This window comes from Ruegeria sp. HKCCE3926 (assembly GCF_017872515.1).
GTDB lineage: Bacteria > Pseudomonadota > Alphaproteobacteria > Rhodobacterales > Rhodobacteraceae > Ruegeria.
The window spans coordinates 75,794-91,763 of the sequence record NZ_JAEDOU010000003.1; the positions used below are offsets into that span (position 1 = coordinate 75,794).

The 15,970-nt window shown below is 58.4% G+C and carries 21 protein-coding genes; 9 read left to right on the top strand and 12 right to left on the bottom strand.

Going from position 1 to position 15,970, the window contains the following annotated elements:
• Positions 1–48: 48 nt before the first annotated feature.
• Positions 49–648, bottom strand: a complete 600-nt coding sequence (locus I9184_RS10270) for a L,D-transpeptidase (protein WP_171635671.1) — start codon at positions 646–648, stop codon at positions 49–51.
• A gap of 169 nt (positions 649–817) precedes the next feature.
• On the opposite strand from I9184_RS10270, the gene I9184_RS10275 reads away from it, so the two are divergent.
• Positions 818–1,333 (top strand): CAP domain-containing protein, encoded by a 516-nt coding sequence (locus I9184_RS10275; RefSeq protein WP_171120163.1) that lies wholly within the window; start codon positions 818–820, stop codon positions 1,331–1,333.
• Between the two features lie 55 nt (positions 1,334–1,388).
• Here the strand turns inward: I9184_RS10275 and ptsN are convergent, their stop codons facing one another.
• The 7 genes from ptsN to I9184_RS10310 form a co-directional block, all read right to left on the bottom strand.
• Complete coding sequence (gene ptsN / locus I9184_RS10280) at positions 1,389–1,853, bottom strand: PTS IIA-like nitrogen regulatory protein PtsN (protein ID WP_117872900.1); 465 nt, start codon at positions 1,851–1,853, stop codon at positions 1,389–1,391.
• A gap of 59 nt (positions 1,854–1,912) precedes the next feature.
• The gene (raiA, locus tag I9184_RS10285) at positions 1,913–2,476 is read right to left on the bottom strand and encodes a ribosome-associated translation inhibitor RaiA (protein WP_117870967.1); all 564 of its coding nucleotides are present in this window, start codon (positions 2,474–2,476) and stop codon (positions 1,913–1,915) included.
• A gap of 252 nt (positions 2,477–2,728) precedes the next feature.
• The gene (gene lptB / locus I9184_RS10290; RefSeq protein ID WP_152459766.1) at positions 2,729–3,487 is read right to left on the bottom strand and encodes an LPS export ABC transporter ATP-binding protein; all 759 of its coding nucleotides are present in this window, start codon (positions 3,485–3,487) and stop codon (positions 2,729–2,731) included.
• Positions 3,487–3,900, bottom strand: a complete 414-nt coding sequence (locus I9184_RS10295; protein WP_224857917.1) for an LptA/OstA family protein — start codon at positions 3,898–3,900, stop codon at positions 3,487–3,489. Before I9184_RS10295 ends, lptB begins: the two co-directional genes overlap by 1 nt.
• Before the next feature lie 81 nt (positions 3,901–3,981).
• Positions 3,982–4,563, bottom strand: a complete 582-nt coding sequence (locus I9184_RS10300; protein WP_245218082.1) for a hypothetical protein — start codon at positions 4,561–4,563, stop codon at positions 3,982–3,984.
• Positions 4,564–4,592: 29 nt separating this feature from the next.
• On the bottom strand, positions 4,593–5,561 hold the full coding sequence (locus I9184_RS10305) for a KpsF/GutQ family sugar-phosphate isomerase (RefSeq protein WP_171724122.1): 969 nt from the start codon (positions 5,559–5,561) through the stop codon (positions 4,593–4,595).
• The gene (locus tag I9184_RS10310; RefSeq protein WP_209834187.1) at positions 5,558–6,172 is read right to left on the bottom strand and encodes a ribonuclease D; all 615 of its coding nucleotides are present in this window, start codon (positions 6,170–6,172) and stop codon (positions 5,558–5,560) included. Before I9184_RS10310 ends, I9184_RS10305 begins: the two co-directional genes overlap by 4 nt.
• Positions 6,173–6,305: 133 nt before the next feature.
• Here I9184_RS10310 and I9184_RS10315 point away from each other — a divergent pair, with 133 nt between their 5' ends.
• The 8 genes from I9184_RS10315 (at position 6,306) to I9184_RS10350 (ending at position 13,474) form a co-directional block, all read left to right on the top strand.
• On the top strand, positions 6,306–6,563 hold the full coding sequence (locus tag I9184_RS10315; protein ID WP_171635661.1) for a metal-sensing transcriptional repressor: 258 nt from the start codon (positions 6,306–6,308) through the stop codon (positions 6,561–6,563).
• Positions 6,564–6,566: 3 nt separating this feature from the next.
• On the top strand, positions 6,567–7,886 hold the full coding sequence (locus tag I9184_RS10320) for an MFS transporter (RefSeq protein ID WP_171724121.1): 1,320 nt from the start codon (positions 6,567–6,569) through the stop codon (positions 7,884–7,886).
• 52 nt (positions 7,887–7,938) lie between these two features.
• Positions 7,939–8,367, top strand: a complete 429-nt coding sequence (locus I9184_RS10325) for an Lrp/AsnC family transcriptional regulator (protein ID WP_152459759.1) — start codon at positions 7,939–7,941, stop codon at positions 8,365–8,367.
• Positions 8,368–8,509: 142 nt separating this feature from the next.
• Positions 8,510–9,139: a transglycosylase SLT domain-containing protein gene (locus I9184_RS10330; protein WP_209834471.1), complete on the top strand. Its 630-nt coding sequence runs from the start codon at positions 8,510–8,512 to the stop codon at positions 9,137–9,139.
• 9 nt (positions 9,140–9,148) lie between these two features.
• Positions 9,149–11,236, top strand: a complete 2,088-nt coding sequence (flhA, locus tag I9184_RS10335) for a flagellar biosynthesis protein FlhA (RefSeq protein ID WP_209834189.1) — start codon at positions 9,149–9,151, stop codon at positions 11,234–11,236.
• A complete protein-coding gene (locus I9184_RS10340; protein WP_209834191.1) occupies positions 11,233–12,006 on the top strand; it encodes a flagellar biosynthetic protein FliR in 774 nt (257 codons plus the stop codon). Before flhA ends, I9184_RS10340 begins: the two co-directional genes overlap by 4 nt.
• Positions 12,003–13,091, top strand: coding sequence for a flagellar type III secretion system protein FlhB (locus tag I9184_RS10345; protein WP_209834193.1), 1,089 nt, complete (start codon positions 12,003–12,005; stop codon positions 13,089–13,091). Before I9184_RS10340 ends, I9184_RS10345 begins: the two co-directional genes overlap by 4 nt.
• Positions 13,088–13,474 (top strand): hypothetical protein, encoded by a 387-nt coding sequence (locus I9184_RS10350; RefSeq protein WP_209834195.1) that lies wholly within the window; start codon positions 13,088–13,090, stop codon positions 13,472–13,474. Before I9184_RS10345 ends, I9184_RS10350 begins: the two co-directional genes overlap by 4 nt.
• Before the next feature lie 33 nt (positions 13,475–13,507).
• Here I9184_RS10350 and I9184_RS10355 read toward each other — a convergent pair whose 3' ends face one another.
• The 4 genes from I9184_RS10355 to flgG are packed head-to-tail and all read right to left on the bottom strand — an operon-like array spanning position 13,508 to position 15,956.
• Positions 13,508–14,014 (bottom strand): flagellar basal body-associated protein FliL, encoded by a 507-nt coding sequence (locus I9184_RS10355; protein ID WP_209834197.1) that lies wholly within the window; start codon positions 14,012–14,014, stop codon positions 13,508–13,510.
• Positions 14,015–14,023: 9 nt separating this feature from the next.
• A complete protein-coding gene (flgH, locus tag I9184_RS10360) occupies positions 14,024–14,755 on the bottom strand; it encodes a flagellar basal body L-ring protein FlgH (protein ID WP_209834199.1) in 732 nt (243 codons plus the stop codon).
• Positions 14,755–15,171 carry a flagellar basal body P-ring formation chaperone FlgA gene (gene flgA, locus I9184_RS10365; protein WP_170345693.1) on the bottom strand — a complete coding sequence of 139 codons (417 nt, stop codon included), beginning with the start codon at positions 15,169–15,171 and terminating at the stop codon, positions 14,755–14,757. The genes flgH and flgA overlap by 1 nt, the downstream gene beginning before the upstream one ends.
• On the bottom strand, positions 15,171–15,956 hold the full coding sequence (flgG, locus tag I9184_RS10370) for a flagellar basal-body rod protein FlgG (RefSeq protein WP_209834201.1): 786 nt from the start codon (positions 15,954–15,956) through the stop codon (positions 15,171–15,173). The genes flgA and flgG overlap by 1 nt, the downstream gene beginning before the upstream one ends.
• Between the last annotated feature and the right edge of the window lie 14 nt (positions 15,957–15,970).

The following is a 15,970-nucleotide window of genomic DNA, read 5'->3' on the forward strand; positions in this document are numbered from 1 at the left end:
ATGCAATTGCAACTTGACCGCTAAGCGGGTTCCCACACGAAAATGTCGTCAAATTAGCAACACTTGCGTGCCGACCTTCGCCATCGAGAACAGCTCGGCAATGTCTTCGTTGAACAGACCGATACAGCCATTCGACGACCGACGTCCGATTTTTCGCGTATCGTGCGTGCCGTGAATGCGGTAATACTTCCAGCTTAGGTATAAAGCGTGTGTTCCCAGCGGGTTATCTGGCCCCGGAGGAATATAGTCCGGCCATTCCGGATTTCGTTTTTTCATCGACGGCGTCGGAGACCAGCTGGGCCCTTCGACCTTGCGGATTACGCTGGTACGCCCGCGCCGGGTGAGTTCTTCGGTCAGCGGAACCGACGACGGGTACAATTTGTACACCGCTTGATCATCCGACCAATAATGCAGCGCTCTTGAGACGGTATCGACCAGAATGGCGCCATTTCTGGTGTTCGAGAAATACGGTTGCCAATCCAATGCCCGGAACCCGGATACGTTGCGGCGAACCGCCGGTTCAGTCTCGGGTGCAGGGCGCAGCGGGTCGCCCGGGATATATTGCGCCAGTGCTGGGGTTGCCAGCGTCGCAGTGGCCCCTGCCAGAAATCCCCTGCGTGTGGGCGAATGAATACGCTTTTTGACCATGACAACGGGTCCTGTGTTTAGATGAGGTCTGAAATCTATGACATTCTATTGCCAGAATGCTTCAGTCGCAAATCAAACCGGCAGAATCATGCAAGTTAGGGCCATTGCGCGTTTGCTCAGAGCCTTCAGGCGCGCTATGCCCTGTAAAGACACAATAACCAGGTCGATCATGACGCGTATCGTTTCTTTACTCTTGATTTGCTTTGTCGCGCTGGCGGCATGTACAGACACCGGCACCACGACCATTGGTGCAGACGGTCGCCCGCTGCCCACGGTCTACAAAATTCGCGGCAACCCGGAAAAGTTGCAGTTCCGTATGGTTGATTCGGTCAATGCCCTGCGCCAGGCCCAGGGATTGCAGCCTGTCCAGCTGAACGCGCAGCTGAACGCAGCAGCGGCGACCCATTCCAAGGACATGGCCAGACAGAACCGGCCCTGGCACTTTGGGTCCGACGGTTCCTCGCCGATCGATCGGGCTGCACGGGTCGGATATTTCGGCACGTTCCTCGGTGAAGCCATTTCCGAGACATACGAAACCGAAACCGAAACCCTTGCCGCCTGGATGCAGGAACCCGGACCGCGCGCCGTGATCATGGACCCCAAGGCCACGCAGATGGGGTTCGCCTGGCATCAGGAAAAAGGCGGGAAAATCTGGTGGACACTGGAAATGGGAACCGGCGGCTGACCCCGATCACCGTACACACAAAAAGGCCCCCGAAATCCGGGGGCTTTTTTTGTGATTACGCTGCCTGCATGGACTGCGCTTCGGTCAGGATAGCATAAAGCTTGACCGGATCAGGGTTCGCCCGAAGCTTGGTGCACACCGAGGTGTCCCTCAGCGTGCGTGACACAAGGGCCAGCGCCTTGAGATGATCGACGCCGGCCTCTTCCGGCGCAAAAAGTGCAAAGGCGATGTCCACGGGTTGACGATCAACCGATCCAAAGTCGATGGGCTTTTCCAGCATGACGAATACGCCCGAAACCGAATCCAGCTCGGGCAAACGCGCGTGCGGAAGCGCAACGCCATGCCCCACGCCGGTCGGGCCCAGGCTTTCCCGTTCGAGCAGACAGTCGACGACGGCCTGCGAGTCGAGCCCCAGATTGGCGGCTGCTACATCGCCTATTTCCTGAAACAACCGCTTCTTGCTGGAAGCGGCGGATAGTACACGTACTGCTTCGGGCTTTAGTATGCTCGAAAGCTCCATGATCACGCTCCATGGGCACCGCACCCGCCTCGGCGGGTGCCGCCCCGTATCCTTGCCTGTTAAGGATCAATCCAGCCGATATTACCGTCTTCGCGACGATACACGACGTTCAATCCATCCTTGTTCTCATTTCTGAACACCAGCACCGGGGCACCGGCAAGTTCCATTTGCATCACGGCTTCACCAACGCTCAAAGATGGGATTTTAGTTTCCATCTCAGCCACAATCATGGGCTGTAGCGATTCGGGTTCATCGGCCGTGTCCGATTCGTCAGAGGCGAGGATATAAGAGGACGCCCCAAAGAGTTCAACCGGCTCGGACCGATCCTTGTGGTGGTCCTTCAAACGACGTTTGTAGCGCCGCAGTTGTGTTTCCATTTTGTCGCAGCATGCCTCGAACGCCGCATAAATTTCGGTTGCATGCGCCTTGGCCTGAGCGGTCAGCCCGGTGGACAGGTGCACTGTTGTTTCGCATACATATTCATGCGCTGAACGGGAAAAGACGACGTTGGCGTCGGTAGGCCGCTGGGCATATTTGCCCACAACCTCGCCCAATTCGGTCTGCACGTGAGTCTGAAGCGCCGCACCGATGTCGATCTGTTTTCCGCTGATTTGGTAACGCATGTGATCTCCTTCACAATTCACACCCATTCTGACGTCACGTTACGCGACGAACTTGTTTTTATCGGGTGGGGGGTCGAGACACTTTCCGCGGTTGTCTTAACTCCAGCCCTTCAACGAAGGGACAACGATCTCCAGACTGGAACCGGGTAAATGCCATGGGACAATTGAGGCAAGAGACGACGGAAGAGTCAATCAAAACAGGTGTGTATATACGCGATTTCCGCCATGCATCCGACGCAGACCATAACAAGCCTATGAAATACGGAAGTTTTCGCCAAGATAGACACGGCGGACATTCTCGTTCTCGACGACTTCGTCAGGTGTGCCGGACATCAGAACCTGCCCGTCATGCAGGATATAGGCGCGGTCAACAATTTCCAGCGTTTCCCGCACGTTATGGTCGGTGATCAGAACACCGATGCCCCGTTTTTTAAGGTCGGCAACCAGATGCCGGATATCGCCGACGCTGATCGGATCAACACCCGCAAATGGTTCGTCCAGCAAAAGATATTTCGGGTCTGCGGCCAAACATCGCGCTATCTCAACGCGGCGGCGCTCACCGCCGGAAAGGGCAAGAGCAGGCGCGCGACGCAGATGTTCGATCGAGAAATCCGACAACAGCTCTTCCAGCCGTTCTTTCCGCCTGTGAGCATGAGGAACCGTGATATCCAGTACCGCGGCGATATTGTCCTCGACGCTCATGCCGCGAAAGATCGACATCTCCTGCGGCAGGTAACCGATGCCCATTCGCGCACGCCGGTACATCGGCAAAGTCGTAACATTCTGGCCGTCAATCGTGACTTTGCCGGCCTCTGGGAAAACAAGCCCCGCCACGGAATAAAAGGTCGTGGTCTTACCCGACCCGTTGGGTCCCAACAGGGCAACGACTTCGGACCGGTCCAGTGTCATCGAGACATCGCGGATCACCGTTTTCTTACGGTAGGATTTCCGCAGCTTCTCGATGCGCAGCCCGGAATTGCCTTCGGCCACTGACAGGTCGGGTCGCGCCATCAGTTGTTTCCCTGCTGAAGGATCGTCTTGACGCGCCCGGTCATGGTCGCTGTGCCCGTTGTCAGATTGGCGTTCATCTGGTCGCCGCTGATGATGCTGGGGCCTTGCGTCAGCAGGACATTGCCTTTCATCACGATCACACCGGAATCGATCGTGTATTCCGCCCAATCGCCCTCTGCCGCATCGGGCGGGCTGACCAGAACAACATTCTCGGTGGCTTCCATCCGTTCAATCGCCGAGCGTTCCTCGTTATAGATCACGAGAACCCGTTCAGCAGTCAGCCGCATTTCGCCCTGAATGACGACGACATTTCCGAGGAATTCGGCAGAACCGTCCTCCTGGTTGACGTTCAACGTTTCGGACGTGACCTCGACCGGAAGACTCGGGTCGGCATTTGCAGAACCAAAAGCCACCTGCGCCTCCTGCGCTGTCGCGGTTACGGCACCTGCAAACAGAGCAAGGCACAAAGGAACAAAACGAAAATCGAACACAGGTTATCTTTCTGCTTTTTCAGGCTCGTATACCAGCTTCACGCCGTCTGTAAAAACAATATGGACCGGTCCGTCCTTTTTTTCAGTGCCAAAGGTCATGCGTCCGGCGGAAAAATTGCCGATCGGCCCGGTTCCGTTCACCCGCCCCGGCGTGTCGCCCCGGATTTCGTCCAGCGACGTGTTGAGCAGGTCAGTCGTGACCTGAAGTCCGTCGGCAGTGGTAATCACGACGTCGCCGACAAAAGTTGCCGTGCCCTCATCGGGGCGGATCAAACCTGAATTGGAATCCAGAAATATCGTTCCACCGCTGAGAAGCCCCAGACGGCCCCGAAACTCGGATGCGGTCGGGGTTTCGTCTTCGCCGCCCTGCTTGGCCTGGATGGCTTCGATCTGGACATCTTCGCCTTTGCGGGTTGTCCCTCGATATTTCGGCTGTGTGACCACCTGTTGCGCCAATCGCTCGTCAATGTCTTTTTCGGCGAATGGCACCGATACGTTGGTTTCGATGCTGCGAGACAGCAGGAACACTGTGGACAGCATCAGAATGGCCGCAAGTGGCAACAGAACCTTCAGGAACTGTACCATGCGGGAATACCTGTCCAATTCGACCTCCCTCAGCCCAGACCGACGCGCAAGCAGTCGTGGATATGCAGAAGACCCAGCGCCTGTCCGGATGCAGCCTCGTCGACCACAAACAGCGAAGTGATCTTGCGATCATTCATGATCGCCACCGCCTCTTCGGCCAATGCGTCCGGTGTTATGGTGGTCGGATTGGCGGTCATGACCTGCTCGGTCGTTTTGTCCAGCAGACCGTCCATGTGTCGCCGCAAGTCACCGTCCGTAATGATGCCCGACAAATGCCCCTGCGCATCCGTTACACCGGCCACGCCGAAGCCCTTTTGGCTAATTTCGATCAGCGCGTCGCTCATCGCGGTGTTCGCCGCGACCAGAGGCAGGGCGTCGCCTGTATGCATCAGGTCGCGCACCGTACTCAGCCGCGCACCCAGTTTTCCGCCGGGGTGGAAGGCGCGAAAATCCTCGGGGCGGAAGTCGCGATACTTCATCAGCGCAATGGCCAGCGCATCGCCCATGGCAAGGGTCAGCGTCGTCGAGATCGAAGGCACCATGCCGAAACCGCAGGCCTCGCCCATCGACGGTATCAGCAGATGCACATCAGCCTGTTTCATCAACGTGCTTTCTGGCTTGCTGGATAGCCCGATCAGCGGAATGCCAAAGCGGCGCGTAAAGGCAAGCAGGTTGGCCAGCTCAGGCGCTTCGCCCGAATTCGAAATCGCCAGCACCACATCGCCTTTGGAAACCATGCCCAGATCGCCATGGCTGGCCTCGGCCGGGTGCACGAAATAGGCGGGCGTTCCGGTACTGGCCAGAGTGGCGGCAATCTTGTGGCCGATATGGCCCGATTTTCCGATGCCACTGATGATGATGCGTCCGGTGGCTTTCAGGATCAGATGCACGGCCTCGGCAAAATGCTCGTCAAGGCTGTCGGCCAGCACATCCAGCGCGCGGGCCTCGTCAGTGACGACCTGGCGGGCGGTTCTCAGAAATGCTTCGGTGTCGGTCATGAGTGTGCAAAGATATCCGTTTCGGGCCAACCGGCGAGGTCCAGCTTCGCACGCATCGGCAGGAAATCAAAACAGGCCTGCGCCATCTCGGTCCGGCCCTCGCGCGCTAGCCGTTTGTTCAACTCGTCGCGCAGGCGGTGCAGATAAAGAACGTCCGAGGCCGCATAGTCCAGCTGAGCATCGGTCAGGGTTTCAGCGCCCCAGTCGCTCATCTGCTGTTGTTTCGAGATATCCACGCCGATCAGTTCCTGGCACAGGTTCTTCAGCCCGTGACGGTCGGTGTAGGTGCGCACCAGCCGGCTGGCGATCTTGGTGCAGTAAACCGGCGCGGCCAGGGCACCAAAGGTGTGATACATCGCGGCGATGTCGAACCGCCCGAAATGGAACAGCTTCAGGACATCGGGGTTTTCCAGCATGGCACCCAGGTTCGGGGCTACGGTCTGGCCCTTGTCCACCTGGATGATATGGCTGTTACCGTCGCCGCCTGACATTTGGATCACGCACAGGCGATCGCGATGCGGGTTCAGCCCCATGGTTTCACAGTCAATGGCCACAACCGGGCCCAGATCCAGCCCATCCGGCAGATCGTTTTTGTACAAATGGTTCGCCACTCGACTATTCCTTTGTGCGATATCGCCTTCGAGATAGGCGGTTTGGTCCCCAAACTCAACGCCGTCCGAAAGTCGCGGGCCGTTCGATGCCGAATCCTTGACCATATCCCCATCGGGGGGATATGGATAAGTCATGTCAGACAACGCCCACCAGTCACATCCACAGATCACGGCCCGACTGAAGCGGGCCCATGGGCACCTCGCCAAGGTCATTGCCATGCTCGAGGAGCACGCCCCCTGTTCCGACATCGCCCAACAGTTGTTTGCAGTAGAGAAGGCCGTCACCAATGCCAAACGCGCATTGATTCATGATCATATCGAACACTGCCTGTCCGCTGACGACGATGGCGGCGGGATCGAAGACTTCAAAGCGATTACAAAGTACCTCTGAGCCATGCTGAGTATTCTGAAACACCGCACCTACCGCCACCTGTTCGCCGCCCAGATCGTCGCCCTGACCGGAACCGGGCTGGCCACGGTCGCCCTTGGGCTGCTCGCCTTTGATCTGGCCGGGAATGCTGCGGGCCTTGTCCTAGGCACGGCACTGACGATCAAGATGGTGGCTTACGTCACTGTTGCACCGCTCGCCGCTGCTTTTGCCGAGCGTCTGGATCGTCGCAAGATGTTGGTCGTGCTGGACCTGATACGCGCTGCGGTTGCAGTGTGCCTGCCTTTCGTGACCGAAATCTGGCAAATATACGTGCTGATCTTCGTGCTCCAATCGGCGTCGGCGGGCTTTACGCCCGCCTTTCAGGCCACGATCCCGGACGTTCTGCCAGACGAAGCTGAATACACGCGTGCCTTGTCGCTGTCACGCCTGGCCTACGATATGGAAAGCCTGCTGAGTCCCATGTTCGCCGCCGCATTGCTGCTGCTGGTCAGCTTCAACAGCCTGTTCTGGGGTACCGCGCTGGGTTTTGTCGCATCGGCAATGCTGGTTGTCTCGGTCGTGCTTCCGTCACCCAAGCCAAGCCGCCCCCGCGGCATCTATGACCGCACCACGCGCGGCATTCGTATCTATTTGAAAACACCCAGGTTGCGCGGACTGCTTGCGCTCAGCTGGAGCGCAGCAGCCCTGAGCTCGATGGTAATCGTGAACACCGTGGTCATCGTGCGCGCCAATCTGGGCCTGTCGGAAAGCGCGGTGGCCATTGCCCTGGCCGGGTTCGGCGGCGGGTCGATGCTTGCAGCCTTTACCTTGCCCCGCCTTCTGGATCGGATCGAGGACCGTCGGGTCATGGTCGCGGGCGCCGTATTCGCCACTGGCTCTATGGCCGTCGCTGCGATGTTGGCCGCAATTGCTCCTCTGTCGCTCGGGTTGCTGACCGCGTTGTGGGCATTCACCGGTTTCGGATATTCCACGACCCTGACACCTTCGGGCCGCCTTTTGACCCGGTCGGCCCACCCCGAGGATCGCCCCGCCGTCTTCGCCGCACAGTTTACCCTGTCGCATGGTTGCTGGCTGGTTCTTTACCCGCTGGCGGGGTGGTTGATGACCGTGTTCGGCCCGACCGTCACACTCAGCAGCATGGCGACGCTGTCCGTGGCGGGCGTCGTCGGTGCAATCGGCCTGTGGCCGCGCCTCGACCAGGAACCGATCACCCATGATCACCCCGACCTGCCGCCCGATCATCCGCATCTGGCCGGGTCAGGCCCGCACGCGCATCCGATCATCATCGACGATCTGCACCCACGCATCCCGCGCGAACCCTGAGCGGGCGCTTCGACCTGATCTCAACCCGGAATGACCATGAATCAGAGCCCCAATGGACCAGCTTGACCGTCGCATCATCGCCGCCCTGCAAGCCAACGCACGCGCCTCGACCACGCAGATTGCGACCACGCTGGGTGTGGCCCGGACAACCGTGCACGAGCGAATTAACCGGATGGAACAGCGCGGCCTGATCGAAGGATATTCCGTGCGCCTCGGGTCCACCGAAGACACGCCGAAAGTGCAGGTCATCGTCATGCTCGAAGTGCAGCAAAAGGAAACCAGCCGGATCATCAAGCGGCTCGAAGCCTACCCCGAAGTCAAACTGTGCCTGTCGATCAACGGAGAATTCGACCTTATGCTGTCGGCAGAGGCCCCAAGGCTGGAGGATCTGGACATTCTGGTCGATGACCTGGCGAAAATTCCCGGTGTCTTGCGCACCAATACCAGCGTTGTTTTCGGGCGCAGGATAGATCGAAACTGAAACGGCGATAACTCTCTGTAAACCGATCGTTGGCTAGCTTGGCCGGGAGAGATCAGAATCCCGGACCGGCAGAATGCCAAATCAGAAGTTCCCGCTGTTACTCATATTGGTGCATGTGCTTTTGGCGCAGGCAGGGTTTGCCATGCCAGATGCCAAAACCGGTGACCTGTGCGATCATGCCGCGCGCCGCGCCGCTTTGTCCGAAGGCGTGCCCCTGGACGTGCTGCGCGCCATCTCGCGCGTTGAAACCGGGCGCAGGCTGGACGGCCGGTTGCAGCCTTGGCCCTGGACGATCAACGTCGGCGGTCAGGGATACTGGTTCAAGTCCGAGGTCGAAGCCAAGGCCTATGCGTTCAAAATCTTCAAATCGGGCGCCCGCAGCTTTGATGTCGGCTGTTTTCAGATCAATTATCGCTGGCACGGCAGAGCCTTCCGTTCGATCGACGCGATGTTCGATCCGGATGAGAACGCGACCTACGCCGCCCGGTTCCTGAATGAACTCCATGCTGAGCTTGGATCGTGGCCCGCAGCCGCGGGGGCTTATCATTCCCGCACGACACCCCTTGCCGAAGCTTACAAAGAGCGGTTTCAAAAGGTGCTGGCACAGCTTGAAGGGGCCCCCCGAACCCGGGTTGCGGGCACGTCTCGGGATCCGTTCACCGGAGCCGGACTCCCCTTGATCCACATTCCGACGGCCTCGCCCCGCACCGGCGCGCTTGGGTCTCTGGTGCCAGCCGCAGGCGCCGCAACCGCGTTTATCGCCTTCAACTAGGAGTTTCGCGTGCCCAAGGTAAACATCCAGTCGCTGTTTTCGCCTACTGTCCTGCTGGCGATTGCGCTGATGACGGTCATCGTCATGATGATCCTGCCCATGCCAGCCTGGGTTCTGGACGTGGGGTTGGCGGCCTCCTTTGCCCTGGCCATCCTGATCTTCACCCTGACGCTGTTCATTGAACGCCCGCTGGACTTCTCGTCCTTCCCCACGATTCTGCTGGCGTCTTTGATGTTGCGCCTGTCGCTGAATGTGTCGTCGACGAAACTGATCATCGGGCAGGGGCACACCGGCCCGAATGCGGCAGGAGACGTGATCGAAGGTTTTGCCAGTTTCGTCATGGGCGGCAGTATTTTTCTTGGCCTGGTGGTGTTCGGCGTGCTGCTGATCGTGAATTTCATGGTCATCACCAAAGGCGCCGCCCGCATGGCCGAAGTCGGCGCGCGCTTTGCGTTGGACGGGATGCCCGGCAAACAACTTGCGATCGACAGCGACATGTCCGCCGGGGCAATCGATCATCAGCAAGCCAAGGAACGGCGAGAGCTGGAACAGCAGGAGACGACATTCTTCGGTTCGCTCGACGGTGCGTCGAAATTCGTGAAAGGTGACGCCGTCGCCGGGCTTCTGATCACGTTGCTGAACCTCGTCATGGGCCTGGTCATGGGAGTCGTCGTACATGGTATGCCCGTGGCCTCGGCGTTCGAAACCTATGCGATTCTGACCGTCGGCGACGGGTTGGTGTCCCAAATTCCCGCCGTCATCATTTCCATAGCGTCTGCCCTTCTGCTGGCACGGGGCGGCACGCAGGGGGCCACAGACAACGCCATCTTTTCTCAACTTGGCCGCCACCCGGCAGCATTGTCTACCGTGGCAGTGCTCATGGTCCTGTTCGCTCTGGTGCCCGGTCTCCCTTTTCTGCCATTCATCCTTGGCGCAGCTATTCTGGGATATGCGGCTTACAATGTTCACCGAAAGCAGCAAGATGCGGCGGCATCGGCAAACCTGCCCTCGACCGAAACCGAAGCGCCGTCATCCCAGGCTATCGGCGACATCCTGGACCTGGATGATGTCCATCTGGAGTTCGCGCCGGATCTGGTCAGCATGGTTCTGAACCCTGGCACGGGGCTGGACGCCCGTATTGCCAATATGCGGACCTATGTGGCGTCGACCTTTGGCCTGATTCTGCCCGAGATCCGCCTGACCGACCGCGCCGACCTGCCGACCGGAACGTATGTGATCAAGGTTCAGGGCGTCGAACAGGCACGCGGTGTCTTGCATCCCGATCTGGTCCTGGCGCTCGTGCAGGACGGGTTTGACCTGCTGCCGGAGGGCAATGACGTGACCGAGCCTGTCTATGGTGCTCCGGCGCGCTGGATCCTGCCGAAAGATCAGGAGGACGCCGCGCTGAGCGGCGCCACCATAGTCTCACCGCCTGAGATTCTTGCCACCCATCTGCTGGAGATCATCAAACAGAACTTCTCGCGCCTGCTGACACTGAAATCCCTCCGGCGCCTGCTGTCGGAAATGACCCGCCTGAGCGACCCGGTACGCGCCGAAGCCAACCGCAAGCTGCTGGATGAACTGATCCCCGACAAAGTGCCGATCGACACGTTGCACGCTGTTCTGCGCCTGTTGCTCGACGAACGTGTGTCGATCCGCAACATGGCGCTGATCCTTGAAAGTGTCGCCGAGGCGCGGCTGACCACAACCCAGCCCGAAGGCATCTGTGAACTTGTGCGTCAGCGTCTTGGCTTTCAGCTGGTCGCGGACATGAAGCGCGAGGATGGTTCGATCCCTCTGATACAGTTGGCCCCGGAATGGGAGGACACATTCGCCTCTTACCAGATCGACGCCCCAAATACCGGCATGGATGTCGCGCTGCCCCCAAACGTGTTCAACAAACTGGCCGACGGAGTTGTGAGCACCATCGCCAATTCCGCTGACAACGGTCTGTTTCCGGCCGTCGTGACCTCGACCCGGCGCCGTCGGTTGCTGCGCACAGTCATGCAGGCACGCGGCGTGTCCAACCCGGTGTTGTCCTTCGAAGAAATCGGGCTGGAAGCCAAACCTGCCTTGGTCGGAACTGTTGCAGCGTGATTGCCCTGCCGCCAGAAATGCTGTCGCAGCTGGCCGAAGTAATCTGGCAGGCCTTTGTCGTGTTTCTGCGCGCCTCCGCTCTTGTTTCGCTGCTTCCAGCTTTCGGTGAGCGCAGTATTCCGACACGGGTAAAGCTTGGTGCTTCCGTTGCTTTCACGCTGATCATACTGCCCGCTGCGCCCCCCGTCAGAATTGATCCCAGCCTTTGGGCGACCGTGCAACTGGTCGGCACCGAAGTCCTGATCGGGCTTGTCCTGGGGATAGGCCTGCGCCTGTTCGTTCTCGCGCTGCAAACCGCGGGGTCTATTGCGGCTCAGTCCACGTCATTGTCGCAACTGTTGGGTGGCGCGGCGGCCGATCCGGTCCCCGCCATGGGATACCTGCTGACCCTGGCAGGGCTGACACTTGCCGTGATCATGGACCTGCACATCCGGGCCGCGCAGTTCCTGATCCAGAGTTATGCCCTGTTTCCAATAGGGTTGGCACCCGGTGCCGCGGATGCGTCGCGTTGGGGATTGCATCAGGTCGCCAACAGCTTTGGGCTGGCTTTTGCACTGGCAACGCCGTTCGTCATTGCCTCTCTGATTTACAACCTGGCACTTGGGGTCATCAACCGGGCAATGCCCCAGCTGATGGTGGCCTTCGTGGGTGCTCCTGCAATTACCTTCGCCGGGCTGTTTCTGCTGTTCGCCGGCACACCGCTGATCCTGTCCGTGTGGGCGGACGCGCTGGTCGCCTTCTTCACCAACCCGATGGGAGCGCAAAGATGAGCGCAGGTGATGACGACAGCGACAAGTCATACGAGCCGACACCGCAAAAGCTGCTGAAGGCGCGCGAGAAGGGTGAGGTTCCAAAATCCAACGACTTGTCGGTCGTGGCGGCATATACCGGGTTTCTGATCGCCCTGCTTACAGTCGGTCAATACAGCGTCGAGCATATGGGCACCGGGTTCATGGTTCTGATCGATCAGTCCGACGCTTTTGCACGGCTTCTGACGGATGGGCCATCGCATGCTCCGGTTGCAGGGGTTTTGAAAAGTGCCCTGCTGCCTGTTGCTTTGCTGTTCTGCCTTCCTGCCGCGGCTGTTCTGCTGAACTTGATCGCCCAGCGCGCGCTGATCTTTGCCCCAAGCAAATTGAAACCAAAACTTTCGCGTATCTCTCTGATTTCGAACGCTAAGAACAAGTTCGGGCGGGGCGGCCTGTTCGAGTTTGCCAAAAGCACCACCAAACTGTTGATCTACAGCACCTGCCTTGCGCTTTTTCTGAAAGCCAATCTAACCGAAATTTTGTCTGCCAGCGCGGCGCCGGCAAAGTCATCCATTCTGCTGATGATGAACCTGCTGTTTCGCTTTCTGTTCATCGTGATCGCTATCGCACTGGCCATCGGGGTTGTCGATTTCCTTTGGCAATATGCCGAACACATGCGCAAGAACCGTATGTCGCGCAAGGAGATCATGGATGAAACCAAGGATGCCGAGGGCGACCCTCATGTCAAACAACACCGGCGCCAGCGTGCACAGGAAATCGCAACCAACCAAATGTTGGCAGGTGTTCCAGGCGCGGATGTCGTGATCGTAAACCCAACCCATTATGCTGTGGCGCTTAAATGGACACGGGTTGCGGGCAGCGCCCCGGTTTGCGTTGCCAAAGGGGTGGACGAAATCGCCGCCACCATCCGATCCGCCGCAGGAGAAGCAGGCGTTCCGATCCATTCAGACCCTCCCACAGCTCGCGCCCTTCACGCGACCGTGGACATAGGTCAGGAAATCGCCGAAGAGCACTATCGTCCTGTTGCCGCCGCGATCCGGTTTGCCGAAGCGATGCGAAAACGCGCGAAGGAGCAAGTTCGATGACTCATACGCAATTGCCCGATCTGGAAAAAGTGACCAACGCAGCGTTTCAGAAGCAATTTCAAGCGCTGCGACCGATCCTGAAGGCCGAGGCACGGATCAAGCAGCAACTTGCCAGATTGGACGGTCAACTCCGTCAGGCGCGCCAAGACAGCACCAAGGTCGAAGGCTATCAGGTTTCAGGGACCGACGTTCTCTGGAATAGTTGGGAGTCCGCGACCCGGAGACAATTGAACCTGCAACTGGCACGAACGCGCTCGCAGAAACTGGCCGGAATGGAAGCTTTACGTGCTGCCTTTGGGCGAAAACAAGCGGTGGAAACATTGCGGAAGAACGTTCAGCAGGCAAACCGAAAAGCAAAAACCAGAAAACACTTCGGGCCATAGCTTGACCGGCCCGAAGTTTCGGGCTGACCAGTGTCAGCTGTCTTGTCGGTTTACACTCAGGATCAGCACTTTGGACACGTCGTCGCCAAATTCTTTGCGCGCCACTTCCAGCAAGGATTTCCGCAATACATCCAGGTTCCCGGATTCTGTAAAAGCCCCGTCAAAACCACCCGTGTTTGCATGGTCAAAAAGAACCTGAAGAAAGCCATCCCTGAGTTTAGGCTCGATTGCATAATAGGTTTCTGTAATTGCCGGGTTCGCTTCAAGGCTCAGCGACAGCGTTACCATGGCTTCGATCTGGTCGTCTTTCACAACGGGGACGACGAATTGCTTGGTCATTTTCAGATATTCAAAGCTTTTCGCCTCACCCTTTTCCTTTGATTTTCCTGTTTTCTTGCCGGTCGCCTTGTCCTCTTTGACTGCTTTTTCTTCGGCAACCGCGGTTTCAGGTTTTTTCGCAGGTGCAAAAGCCAGCCCCGCGCCAATACCCGCGCCGAGTCCAACAATCAGAAAAATCACGGGAATCAATTTCGCAACCACGGTCTCACCTCAGAACGGCAAAAGGGAATCAAGAACTTGCTGACCATAACGGGGTTGCTGGACATCCGTTATCTGCCCTCTGCCGCCATATGACACGCGCGCTGACGCGATTTTGTCATAGGTTATTTCGTTTTGCCGCGAGATGTCCTGCGGGCGGACATATCCCGTGACAAGAAGCTCTCGCAGCTCGAAGTTGACCCGCAACTCCTGGGATCCCGATATTGAAAGAATTCCGTTCGGCAACACATCCAGCACTGTTGCGGCAACACGCAGAGTCAGTTTTTCGTTTCTCCTGACGGATCCGCGGCCGGAGCTTGAGGAATCTGCCTCAATCGAAACGGCTTCATCCAAGGACGCGCCCTGGGGCAGGTTCTTTTGCACACGCTGAGGCAGGCCAAAGAGGCTGGGGATTTCAAGGTTCTCGGACCCGGATCTGGATCGTCTGGTGTTGTTTGAAATTTCGGCCTTCTCGTCCAACTCGATGACAACGGTCAGGATGTCGCCTTTCTTGATCGCGCGCTGGTCGCCCAAAAGCGAATGCTGCCCGCCGCTCCACAAAGAGGACCGGTCGACGTTTCGCTGGGGTTGGGTGTGCAATGGCAAACCCGGCCACAACATTGCAACCTGTTCCGGGGAATCCTCGTTGGGTGTGAAACTTGGCGGTTTGCCCAAATGATCCATTCGACCACATGCGGACAAGACAAAAGCCGTCAGGACAAGGGTTTTTGGCAATCCGTGCATCACTGTACCTCGATTTGACCGTCCGGACGGATTCGGCCTGTTACGGTTGTTCGGGATGAAAGGTTCATGACCCGAATGCGATCCCCCGCCGCACCGCGCCCCAAGGCCCGGCCCTCTGTGGTGATCGACAAGGGTTGGCTGCTGAACACCAGCACGACCAGATCGTTTCGATCCACGATGGCAGGTGGCCCGACATCAGAGCCGCGAATTGGCCGACCGGGGTAGAGCGCCACCCGGGCCTCTTGTCCGATCAGAAGGTCAGGGTCGGAAATTGCATCCGCAACATCTGTTGGCTTCAACTCGAGATCGGCCGCAGAAATGACTTCCTTGGCCCGGATCGTGCGTGTCGGCACCACGATGTCAGCCTGGGCGGCAATTGGCGCCAGCAGCACCAGAGAAAGAACCAGATATCGCATCACCGTACCTGCGTTGTCGCGCTCATCATCTGGTCCACCGCGGTGATGACTTTGGCATTCATCTCATAGCCGCGTTGCGCTTCGATCAGCTCGGTAACTTCGCGAACGGCGTCAACCGAACTGTCTTCCAGATAACCCTGCCGCAAAGTTCCCAGACCGTCTTCGCCCGGCGTACCCAGTACCGGAGCGCCGGAAGCTTCGGTTTCCTTGAACAGATTGCTTCCGACGGCTACCAGGCCCTTTGCGTTCGAAAAACTGGCCAGCGTAAACTCCCCAAGCAACTGACCTTCGGGGGAATCGTCAAAATATGCATAGACCTCACCCGACGCATTGATCGAAACAGAACGCGCATCGTCGGGGATGGTGATTTCCGGCGAAACCGCAAACCCGTCAGAGGTGACGATCAGACCTTCGGCCGACCGCTTCAAACTGCCGTCGCGCGTATAAGCGGCCTGACCGCTGGGCAAGGTCACCTCCAGATATCCGCGACCTTCGATTGCAACATCCAGATCGCTCCCGGTGGCTGACAAGGCGCCTTGTTCCAATTGCACTGTTACCGCTGCCGGTCGCACACCCAGACCCAGTTGAATACCCGTGGGCAGAACCGTTCCGTCCGACGCGTTCACGGTGCCGGCCCGCGCCATCTGCTGATAGTGCAGGTCGGCGAATTCGGCCCGTCGGGCGTTGTAGCCGGTGGTGTTCATATTCGCGAGATTGTTCGAGATCGTCTCGACCCGCATCTGTTGCGCTGTCATCCCGGTGGCGGCAATTTTAAGGGCCCGCATGTCTAACTCTCCTC

Coding starts and splice junctions, on each gene's coding strand:
- I9184_RS10325 (WP_152459759.1), top strand. CDS start 7,939: ATGGACCAGCTTGACCGTCGCATCATCGCCGCCCTGCAAGCCAACGCA.
- flgH (WP_209834199.1), bottom strand. CDS start 14,755: ATGCACGGATTGCCAAAAACCCTTGTCCTGACGGCTTTTGTCTTGTCC.
- I9184_RS10320 (WP_171724121.1), top strand. CDS start 6,567: ATGCTGAGTATTCTGAAACACCGCACCTACCGCCACCTGTTCGCCGCC.
- raiA (WP_117870967.1), bottom strand. CDS start 2,476: ATGCGTTACCAAATCAGCGGAAAACAGATCGACATCGGTGCGGCGCTT.
- lptB (WP_152459766.1), bottom strand. CDS start 3,487: ATGGCGCGACCCGACCTGTCAGTGGCCGAAGGCAATTCCGGGCTGCGC.
- ptsN (WP_117872900.1), bottom strand. CDS start 1,853: ATGGAGCTTTCGAGCATACTAAAGCCCGAAGCAGTACGTGTACTATCC.
- I9184_RS10315 (WP_171635661.1), top strand. CDS start 6,306: ATGTCAGACAACGCCCACCAGTCACATCCACAGATCACGGCCCGACTG.
- I9184_RS10300 (WP_245218082.1), bottom strand. CDS start 4,563: ATGGTACAGTTCCTGAAGGTTCTGTTGCCACTTGCGGCCATTCTGATG.
- I9184_RS10330 (WP_209834471.1), top strand. CDS start 8,510: ATGCCAGATGCCAAAACCGGTGACCTGTGCGATCATGCCGCGCGCCGC.
- I9184_RS10270 (WP_171635671.1), bottom strand. CDS start 648: ATGGTCAAAAAGCGTATTCATTCGCCCACACGCAGGGGATTTCTGGCA.
- flgA (WP_170345693.1), bottom strand. CDS start 15,171: ATGCGATATCTGGTTCTTTCTCTGGTGCTGCTGGCGCCAATTGCCGCC.
- I9184_RS10345 (WP_209834193.1), top strand. CDS start 12,003: ATGAGCGCAGGTGATGACGACAGCGACAAGTCATACGAGCCGACACCG.
- I9184_RS10275 (WP_171120163.1), top strand. CDS start 818: ATGACGCGTATCGTTTCTTTACTCTTGATTTGCTTTGTCGCGCTGGCG.
- flgG (WP_209834201.1), bottom strand. CDS start 15,956: ATGCGGGCCCTTAAAATTGCCGCCACCGGGATGACAGCGCAACAGATG.
- I9184_RS10305 (WP_171724122.1), bottom strand. CDS start 5,561: ATGACCGACACCGAAGCATTTCTGAGAACCGCCCGCCAGGTCGTCACT.
- I9184_RS10350 (WP_209834195.1), top strand. CDS start 13,088: ATGACTCATACGCAATTGCCCGATCTGGAAAAAGTGACCAACGCAGCG.